10 protein-coding genes are annotated in these 9,032 nt (G+C 67.0%); 8 read left to right on the plus strand and 2 right to left on the minus strand.

Annotated features, from left to right (window positions below):
• Window positions 1–5: 5 nt before the first annotated feature.
• The 4 genes from dop to prcA are packed head-to-tail and all read left to right on the plus strand — an operon-like array spanning window position 6 to window position 3,148.
• A complete protein-coding gene (gene dop, locus VGC47_12620; protein HEX9856149.1) occupies window positions 6–1,490 on the plus strand; it encodes a depupylase/deamidase Dop in 1,485 nt (494 codons plus the stop codon).
• On the plus strand, window positions 1,483–1,677 hold the full coding sequence (locus VGC47_12625; protein HEX9856150.1) for a ubiquitin-like protein Pup: 195 nt from the start codon (window positions 1,483–1,485) through the stop codon (window positions 1,675–1,677). Before dop ends, VGC47_12625 begins: the two co-directional genes overlap by 8 nt.
• The gene (gene prcB, locus VGC47_12630) at window positions 1,674–2,471 is read left to right on the plus strand and encodes a proteasome subunit beta (GenBank protein HEX9856151.1); all 798 of its coding nucleotides are present in this window, start codon (window positions 1,674–1,676) and stop codon (window positions 2,469–2,471) included. Before VGC47_12625 ends, prcB begins: the two co-directional genes overlap by 4 nt.
• Entirely contained in the window at window positions 2,468–3,148 is a 681-nt protein-coding gene (prcA, locus tag VGC47_12635; protein HEX9856152.1) for a proteasome subunit alpha, read from the plus strand. Before prcB ends, prcA begins: the two co-directional genes overlap by 4 nt.
• A 4-nt stretch (window positions 3,149–3,152) precedes the next feature.
• Here the strand turns inward: prcA and VGC47_12640 are convergent, their stop codons facing one another.
• Window positions 3,153–3,521 (minus strand): DUF2007 domain-containing protein, encoded by a 369-nt coding sequence (locus VGC47_12640; protein ID HEX9856153.1) that lies wholly within the window; start codon window positions 3,519–3,521, stop codon window positions 3,153–3,155.
• A 102-nt stretch (window positions 3,522–3,623) separates the two neighbouring features.
• Between VGC47_12640 and VGC47_12645 the strand changes: the two genes are divergently transcribed.
• From VGC47_12645 to VGC47_12655, 3 genes are read left to right on the plus strand one after another with little or no spacing between them, the layout of a single operon-like run.
• The gene (locus tag VGC47_12645) at window positions 3,624–4,334 is read left to right on the plus strand and encodes a 50S ribosomal protein L11 methyltransferase (protein ID HEX9856154.1); all 711 of its coding nucleotides are present in this window, start codon (window positions 3,624–3,626) and stop codon (window positions 4,332–4,334) included.
• Between the two features lie 37 nt (window positions 4,335–4,371).
• On the plus strand, window positions 4,372–5,727 hold the full coding sequence (gene pafA / locus VGC47_12650; GenBank protein ID HEX9856155.1) for a Pup--protein ligase: 1,356 nt from the start codon (window positions 4,372–4,374) through the stop codon (window positions 5,725–5,727).
• Between the two features lie 38 nt (window positions 5,728–5,765).
• Window positions 5,766–7,208: a hypothetical protein gene (locus VGC47_12655; protein ID HEX9856156.1), complete on the plus strand. Its 1,443-nt coding sequence runs from the start codon at window positions 5,766–5,768 to the stop codon at window positions 7,206–7,208.
• A 25-nt stretch (window positions 7,209–7,233) separates the two neighbouring features.
• Here VGC47_12655 and VGC47_12660 read toward each other — a convergent pair whose 3' ends face one another.
• Window positions 7,234–8,394: a DUF222 domain-containing protein gene (locus VGC47_12660; protein ID HEX9856157.1), complete on the minus strand. Its 1,161-nt coding sequence runs from the start codon at window positions 8,392–8,394 to the stop codon at window positions 7,234–7,236.
• Between the two features lie 123 nt (window positions 8,395–8,517).
• Here VGC47_12660 and VGC47_12665 point away from each other — a divergent pair.
• The coding region (locus VGC47_12665) for a hypothetical protein (protein ID HEX9856158.1) at window positions 8,518–9,032 on the plus strand (515 nt) is incomplete at its 3' end.

The following is a 9,032-nucleotide window of genomic DNA, read 5'->3' on the forward strand; positions in this document are numbered from 1 at the left end:
ACAGCGTGGCGCAGCATAAGGTCCTCGGTACCGAGACCGAATATGGGATCACGGTCCGCCATCAGCACGACTTCAACCCCGTGCTGGCCTCGAGCACGATCATCAACTCGTACGCCGGTGAGCGCGCCAGGATCCAGTGGTCGTTCGACGAGGAGTCACCCGGGCGAGACGCGCGGGGCTTCGGCTTCGAGGACTCGATGCCGACGGAGCTCGAGACGGGACTCGTCAACGTGGTGCTGACCAACGGCGCCCGGCTCTACGTCGACCACGCCCACCCCGAGTACTCGACGCCCGAGTGCTACGACCCCCTCGAGGCGGCCCTGTACGACAAGGCCGGCGAGGTCGTCATGGCCCGGGCGGTGGCGTCTGTGCGATCGATCATGCCGCCCGAGGAGCGGATGTTCATCCACAAGAACAACAGCGACGGCAAGGGCAACTCCTACGGGTCGCACGAGAACTACCTCATCCCGCGCGACGTTCCGTTCGGGGACATCGTGAAGGCGATGACCGGGTTCTTCGTGACGCGCCAGATCTTCACGGGGGCGGGCAAGGTCGGAGCCGAGAACGGCAGACCCGAGGTCGGCTATCAGGTGTCGCAGCGCGCCGACTTCTTCGAGGAGGAGGTCGGGCTCGAGACCACCCTGAAGCGGCCGATCATCAACACCCGCGACGAGCCGCACGCCGACTCGACGAAGTACCGCCGGCTCCACGTGATCATCGGCGACGCCAACCTGTCGGAGACCCAGACGTTCCTCAAGCTCGGGTCGACGGCGCTCGTCCTGCACGCCCTCGACGAGCACGCTCTCCCGGAGCATCTGGTGCTCGCAGAGCCGGTGCCCACCGTGTGGAAGGTGAGCCACGACACGACCCTTGGCTACGTCTTCAAGCTGGACGACGGCAGGACGATGACGGCGCTCGAGGCACAGTGGCAGTACCTCGAGTGGGCGACCAAGTACCTCCACGGCAGCGATCTCGACTCGGTGTTCGCCGATGTCGTGACGCTGTGGGAGCAGGTGCTCGGCGATCTCGAGATCGACCCGCTCCGCACGGCAGACCGGCTCGACTGGACCGCCAAGCTGCGCCTCCTCGAGGGCTTCATCGCACGCGACGGGCTCGAGTGGAACGACCCGAAGTTGCGCCTCCTCGACCTGCAATACCACGACGTCGATCCCGAGCGAGGCCTGTACCACCGTCTCGTCCGCAACCGCAGGATGGAGCGACTGTTCACGGACGAGGAGGTGGCGAAGGCGGTCCGCAGGCCCCCCGAGCGCACCAGGGCCTACTTCCGGGGAGAGTGCGTTGCCCGCTTCCGCGAGTCGTTGGTCGCTGCCAACTGGGACTCGCTCGTGTTCGACGTGGGCGAGGACGCCTTGAAGCGGGTGCCTATGATGGAGCCCCTACGCGGTACGAAGGCCCTCGTAGGGAGCCTCCTCGAAGCCTCGGAGACTCCGGCCGACCTGCTGCGATCACTCGGAGGAGATCATGGCTGAACAAGAACGCAAACAGACCCGATCACAGGACGCCGACGCCGAAACGGTCGAAGCGGACGAGGCCGTCACTGCCCAGGGAGACGAGCTCACCGAGCGAATCGACGACCTGCTCGAGGAGATCGACTCGGTCCTCGAGGAGAACGCCGAGGAGTTCGTGAAGAACTACGTGCAGAAGGGCGGGGAGTGACGTCGGACCGGGCGAAGGAAGATCCACTTGTATTCGGCACGGTCGTACCCGACGCCAGCTTCCTCTCGCTGCTGACCGTCCGCGGCATGGCTCCTGCTTGGAAGATCGAGGCCGGCGGGCACATCGAGGTCCCTGAAGCCACCACCGTCTTGGCGCTCAACTACGGCGAAGGCGTCGTGATGGCGGGCGACAGGCGCGCCACCGCGGGCAACGTGATCGCTCACAAGCGCGTCAAGAAGGTGTACCCGGCGGATGAGTACTCGGCCGTCGCCATCTCGGGCACGGCAGGCTTGGCGATCGAGCTCATCAAGCTGTTCCAGACGGAGCTCGAGCACTACGAGAAGATCGAGGGCACCAGGCTCAGCCTCGAAGGCAAGGCGAACTATCTCGCCAGGCTGGTCCGCAATCACCTCCCTCTCGCCTTCCAGGGGCTAGCCGTCGTCCCGCTGTTCTGCGGGTTCGACGAGGTGGAGGGGCGAGGCAAGCTGTTCACGTTCGACGTCGTCGGAGGCCGCTACGAGGAGCAGGACTACGCGACGACCGGCTCGGGCGGCGCCGAGGCGAAGTCGTTCCTGAAGTCGGCCTATCGGGAGGGGCTCGGCGAGAACGATGCTCTCGAGATCGCCGTCGAAGCCCTGGTGGCTGCCGCAGAGGAGGACACGGCGACCGGAGGCCCGGACCTGCGGCGCCGCATCTACCCGAACGTCGTCACGGTGACGACCGAGGGCTACAAGGAGGTCCCCGACGAGGTGATCGCAGGGATCGCCCAAGTCGTCGTGGACGGCCGGCCATGACCGTACCGTACTGGGTGCCCACCGAGCAGCTCGTCAAGGACAAGGCCGATTTCGCCAGGAAGGGCATCGGCCGTGGCAAGCCGATCGTCGTCATGGAGTACGAGAACGGGATCCTCATCGTCGGCGAGAACCCGAGCGGGTCGCTCCACAAGATCGGCGAGGTCTACGACCAGATCGCCTTCGCAGGCGTCGGGCGGGTGAACGAGTTCGAGACCCTCCGGGTCGGCGGCATCCGCTACGCAGACGTCAAGGGCTACTCGTACGGACGGATGGACGTGACCGCCAAAGGCTTGGCGTACGCCTACTCCCAGACGCTCGGGCAGATCTTCACCCACGACGTCAAACCGTACGAGATCGAAGTCCTCGTCGCCGAGGTCGGGGGCGAGGATCGGTCGAACGAGTTGTACCGAGTGCAGTTCGACGGAACCCTGCAGGACATCGACAGCTTCGGGGCGATGGGCGCCAACCAAGACCAGCTCACCTCGGCCCTCTCCGAGCACTTCGATCCGACCTCGACCCTGGCGGTGGCCGTAGCCCAGGCAGCAGTCGTGATCGAGTCGGCGGAGAGCCGCGAGATCCCGGCGGACGACTGGGAGGCTGCCGTGCTCGACCGGACCCTGGGGCGCCGCAAGTTCCGTCGCCTGACTCCCGACGAGATCGCGGCGGCCCGCAGCTGAAGAGTCAGTACATCCTGAGGATGCGGGCGACTACGAGCATCACCAGGATCACGCCGAGGATCAATGCGACCAGCCGGAACTCGGCGGGCATCCCGTCGTGCAGCCGAACGGTGTCGGGGTCGGCCGGAGCCAGTGCGTCGCGGGTCTCGGCATCGAGCATGATCTCGGCGGCCTCCGCCAGCCGGTCGCTCGACACCCACAGCTCGGACCTGGCGAGATCGCCGACGGTCACCGGGTAGGGGCCGAGCGCTGCGCTGTGGACGCGCACCTCGATTCCTTCCGAGCGGAGGCGGGCCGCCAGCACGTTGGCAACCGTGACGTCACCGACCGTGGTGAGCCGCTGGAAGTGCGCAGGGCGCTCGCGCGTGGTCACTGCGAGGACGTTAATCGGGACGCGGCTCTGCTGGGACCGCGGCGCCGCAATCCCCTCCGCACGGCATTTTCGTGCGAGAGCGCGAAGCTCTAACGTTCCGGCATGGAGAGCATCACCGAGTTCCAATGGAAGGGTCGCCTAGGTCCGCTCGACCTGGCTCTCTCGGACAAGACCTTCGCCCCGTCCACGATCTCGTCGATGTTGGCGGAGGCGATGGTGATCGGCGACGGAGACGTCGTCATCGACGTGGGGTGCGGTTCCGGCATCCTGGCGATCATCGCCGCCAAGCTCGGCGCCGGCCACGTCTACGGGGTCGACCAGGCTGAAGACGTCGTCGAAGTGGCCACATCGAACGCCGTCCGCCACGGCGTCGCCGACATGACGACGTTCATGCGAGGGGACCTGTTCGACCCGCTCCCGCTCGACCTCAAAGCGGATGTGATCATCGGGGACGTGTCGGGCATCCCGGACCTCATCGCACTCGAGAGCGGCTGGTTCCCGAGCGGGTACGGAGGGGGTCCCAGCGGGAGCGAGCTCCCGATCAGGATGCTCGAGCGCGCCAAGCAGTGGCTCACCCCGAAGGGCAAGCTGTTCCTCCCGACGGGCACGCTCCAGGACGAGAACGCCATCCTCCGCGCCGCCAAGAACATGTTCAGCAGCCTGACGCAGATCACGGAGCGCCGCATCCCCTTGCCGGCAGCCCTCGCCGAGAGCGCCGCCGTCCGCAAGCTCGTGCAGGACAAGATCGTCCAGCTCACCGAGAAGGGCTCGCGGGCCTTGTGGATGGCGAGGGTCTGGGAGTGCACCACTTGACGCCGAGGTTCGACACCCCCGGTTGTAGCCTGTCTGGGTGAAACGGCGCATATTCGGCATCGAGAACGAATACGGGGTCACCTGCACGCTCCGAGGCCAGCGCCGCCTCTCGCCTGACGAGGTCGCCAGGTATCTCTTCCGCAGGGTCGTGAGCTGGGGCCGGTCGTCGAACGTGTTCCTCGAGAACGGCGCTCGGCTGTACCTCGACGTCGGCAGCCACCCGGAGTACGCCACGCCGGAGTGCGACAGCCTCTACGACGTCGTTCGCCACGACAAGGCGGGGGAGCGGATCCTCGAGGGCCTGCTCCGTTCGGCCGAGGGGCGTCTCGAGGAAGAGGGCATCAGAGGCCAGATCTACCTCTTCAAGAACAACACCGACTCGGCGGGAAACTCATACGGCTGCCACGAGAACTACCTCGTCGGCCGGCAAGGCGACTTCCAGCGCATCATCGACACCTTGATCCCGTTCTTCGTCACCCGTCAGATCTACGCGGGGGCCGGCAAGCTCCTCCAGACCGCCAGAGGCACCGTCTTCTGTCTCGCCCAGAGGGCCGAGCACATCTGGGAAGGCATCTCTTCGGCGACAACGCGCAGCCGGCCCATCATCAACACCAGGGACGAACCGCACGCCGACGCCGAGCGCTACCGCAGGCTGCACGTCATCGCAGGTGACTCGAACATGTCCGAGTACATCACGTACGTCAAGGTCGGGACGACGGCGGCACTGCTCCAGATGCTCGAGGACGACGTCGTCTTCCGAGACCTGTCACTCGAGAATCCCATCAGGGCGATCAGGGAGATCTCGCACGACGTCACGTGCAGGCGCCGAGTCCGCCTCGCCAACGGGAGGGAGCTGTCGGCGCTCGACGTGCAGTGGGAGTACCTCGAGAGGGCGATGCGATACGCCAGGACCACCGGCTTCCCTCCGGAGGTGGAACGGGCGGTCGGCATGTGGGAATCGCTGCTCACGGGGCTCGAGAAGGACCCGATGTCGCTGCATCGCGAGTGCGACTGGGTGGCGAAGTACCGGCTCATCGAGGAATACCGGGCGCGCCATCAGCTCTCGCTGTCCTCGCCGAAGCTGGCGCTCGTCGACCTCACGTATCACGACGTCACGCGAGATCGCGGGCTGTATTACATGCTCGAGCATCGCGGGATGGTGGAGCGGGTCGTGACCGACCGCGACATCGCCACCGCGATGACGGAACCTCCCGCGACGACGCGGGCGAAGCTTCGCGGCGACTTCATCAAGGCTGCCAAGGCCCGCAAGCGGGACTTCACGGTCGACTGGGTGCACCTCAAGCTGAACGACCAGGCGCAGCGGACAGTGCTCTGCAAGGACCCGTTCCGTGCGGTGGACGAGCGGGTCGAGAAGCTCATCGCAAGCCTCTGAGCGCTCGGTACTTCCCGGCGCCGACCAGACTGGCGCCCATGCGCGCCTCGACTCGGCTCGCAGGATGGCTCGTCACCGTGCTACTCGTAGCGACGGGGTGCACGAGCGACCCGGCGGCAACCACGACCCGTGCCGCGTTTCGGCCACCCTCCGAGCTGATCCCTCCGGCGGAGCCGGCCCTGGAGCTCGCCACCGAGGCGTGCGTGCCAATAACCTTCGTCGTCGTCGACACTGCTCTGGCGTGGCCGTTCGGCGACCTCCGGCCATGCCCGTCGGCGCGCGTGTGGATCGACGGTCGCTACGAGGTCGGGCTCGTCGACTTCCCGAGCGCCACCGTGCCCGACATGACGGTTGCCGTCGGGACGCTCGACGCCGAGGGCATCAGGCAGCTTTCGAGCCTGGTGGACGATCCGAGCCTCGCCGCAGTGGCCGAAGCGGACGCGACCACCTGTGCCGAGCCGGCGAATGGGATCGTCGTGCAGTACCGGGTCGCCACGCCCGACGGGCAGGTGACGCTGCGGACGTGCTCGGGCTCCGACGTGGGTGAGCTGCACGCTCTCGCCCGCAACGTGGTCTCTGCGGTGGTGCACCCGAACCGGACCATGTTCGCCACCCGGACCGGGGAGGTCGATGCGGTCACTCGGCCGCGCAATGTCCTCGAAGCCGGCGGCGTGCTGGTCGACGCCCGGGTGATGGCCGCGACAGGCGACCACATCGCCATCGAGGTGAGCGGCGTCCGTGTCGGCAAGGGGAAGTCACTCGTCGGCACGACGCTCCGGGTTCCGTTCCATACGCCTTACGAGGGGCATCTCGAGGACGACGCCTTCGATCGACTCCAGCGGGGCGACGCCGTCGTGGCGCTCGTCGACAAGCACCGGCGGGTTCGCCTCATCGGCCTCGTAGAGGGCGACGATCTCGTCGACCTGTCGTCGGCGGACGTCACATTCGGGCTCGGCCACGTCATGGCCATCGCCATCGAGCACGGCGGCCCAGCCGGCGGCGCCGATGGGTCGGCGTGCCGGTTCGGCGCGTTCGCCGTCGAGGCGGCGACCGCGACAACCGCGATCGGCAGGCTCGACGAGCTGGCCGCGGCGGGCCGCAGGTACTCGCTGCGTCTCGAGGCGAAACGGGACTACGAGCGGCGGAGGAGCGTGCGTACGACCGAGGTCGAGTACTCCGGCAAGCCGGGCGGCCTCCATGCGTTGTTCATCGATCGACAGGGGCTGATGGGCGTCGTGACCGCGAAGGCCGGCCGGCAGGGAGTAGTGCGGCTTCCGCGGCCGGACCCCGGATCGAAGGTGAGGGTCTGGCTCGTCGAGCAGGCCAGCGTCGAGCCGTGCCACCCCTGGGAGTTGGCTCCCACGGTGGCCGAGGTCGGGTTCGAGTTCGTGACGATCCCGGCGGGCGAGCTGGCGCCGGGCAGAACGATGAGGATCGACATCCGGGACGGGACGTGGCGTTCAGGTGACCGGGAAAGGTAACTTGAGCCACCTTGCCACGTGTCTGTCACGGATCGTCGAACTGAGGTGGGACGAGGCGCCGCCGCTGGGGTGGCGACTCCGGGTCGAGGGTGTAACCCCTCGTGTGGATCACGACGTGGTGGTGGTACCAGCAGACCGTCGTCAAGTTGTCGGCATCGTGGCTTCCGCCGCCGGCCCACGGGATCACGTGGTGGGGCTGCAAGCGGTAGCGGGATCCGCAGCCGTCGATGGTGCATCCCTGGTCTCGGTTCAGCACGAAGTCGCGGATGGCGGGCGGGATGGCGCGATTGCCGTCGGTGACGGTGACCGGCCTTCCGGCATCGACGCCGACGACTTTCACGGTGCCGGTGCACAGCAGCTCTTCGAGCGTGGCAGGGCCGACCGGGAGCCCGGTGGTTGCCGTCACTGAGCCCGCCTCCCCACCCGTTCGCGCTGCCAGCTCGGCGTCGACGAACACCGTGACGGACGGGGCCGTCGTCGCGGTGACGGGCGCCTCGAGGTCGAGGGAGTCTTGGCAGATCGACACCAGGGCGTCGGCGAGTCGGGCCCCCAACGCCTCACGGACTGCATCGGGCGACCGCGGGAGCTCGTCGGCGCGCTGAAACAGTGCCTTCTCGAGGACCGTGAAATCGACGGCGGGCAATTCGAACCAACCCGTCCCGGTCATTCCGCCGAGCGAAGGCTGAAGGCGCAGATGACGCCGCTCAGACGCTTCACGCTCGTCTGCACGCCTGTGCCGACGATGCCTCCCCGCCAACCGCCACACCCCGGCGACGTCGAATCCGTTGGACAGCTCTATGGCTTCGGCTGACGCTCCGCTGTTTCGGAGCGTGGCGGTGGCGACGGCACGATCCGTCGACACCTCGCCGGTCGCCACCGCAGCCCCGAGGTCGGGATGCTGGGCGAGGAGGCGGGTGGCACGCATGACGTTGCCGGCCGTGTCCGGATGCAAGTCGAGGCGAGCCGTGATCCAATCCTTCATCGATCGAGCTCCGTCGATCGTCGTCACGCCGGCCGCTTCGAGCTGGCGCAGCGTGGCGACCTGGACCACTCGGAGCCGGTCGATGAGGCGCTCGCAAGCGATGAGCCGCTGCTCGAGGGCGTCGATCGACTCGGCGGCGGACGAGGTGCCCGTATCGGGACCGGCTCCGCCGATCATCGCCGATGGTTCCAAAAGCTGTTCCATCACCGCAAAGTAACGCTCCCATGTGACAGAAACCGATCGAAGGCCCTCGGAGCCGCGAAAACTTCTTCCAGCGTCCATCGCTAGATATCGTTAAAGTGCGTCGGGGTCACGAAGGGGAGATACGTGAACAGGACCGCGGCTGCGATCGGCTTCGTCGCCGTGCTGCTGGCGGCCCTGATCACCGTGCTCGTCATCGACGGTGGCGACGATCCGGTTGCGGCTCCCACCACGACAGCGCCGCCCACCTCCAGCGCCCCGCAGAGCACGACCTCGCCGACCACGACCACCACCCCGCCGACCACGACGGCGCCGCCCGCGGACCGCGAGGCCGAGATCGAGGAGATCATGACCTTCGTGGAGCTTCGGATGTGGCAGGCCGTCGAGGCTGGAGACATCGAGCTCCTCGGGACGCTGCTGGGCGATCCGTTCAACTATGAGCCACTAGCTGAGGCGGCGGGTGACTCGGGGCGTTACTTCAGTCAATCTCCGAGTACGTCCAATTTCGAGTTGAGGGTCGACGAGATCCTCCTCGATCGCGAGGATTGTCTTGTGGCCCGGGTGACCGAGGATCCGCGCCCGTTTCTCGTCGATGGCCAGGTTGACACGCTCATCGCCGTGCTCTGGCCTCGACTTGAGAT

It is taken from the genome of Acidimicrobiia bacterium (assembly GCA_036396535.1).
Classification (GTDB): Bacteria; Actinomycetota; Acidimicrobiia; order Spongiisociales; family UBA5794; genus DASWKR01.

Bases quoted from the DNA above. Each gene is read 5' to 3' on its own strand.
- VGC47_12625 (HEX9856150.1), top strand. From the start codon at position 1,483: ATGGCTGAACAAGAACGCAAACAGACCCGATCACAGGACGCCGACGCC.
- VGC47_12645 (HEX9856154.1), top strand. From the start codon at position 3,624: ATGGAGAGCATCACCGAGTTCCAATGGAAGGGTCGCCTAGGTCCGCTC.
- VGC47_12655 (HEX9856156.1), top strand. From the start codon at position 5,766: ATGCGCGCCTCGACTCGGCTCGCAGGATGGCTCGTCACCGTGCTACTC.
- prcA (HEX9856152.1), top strand. From the start codon at position 2,468: ATGACCGTACCGTACTGGGTGCCCACCGAGCAGCTCGTCAAGGACAAG.
- VGC47_12660 (HEX9856157.1), bottom strand. From the start codon at position 8,394: ATGGAACAGCTTTTGGAACCATCGGCGATGATCGGCGGAGCCGGTCCC.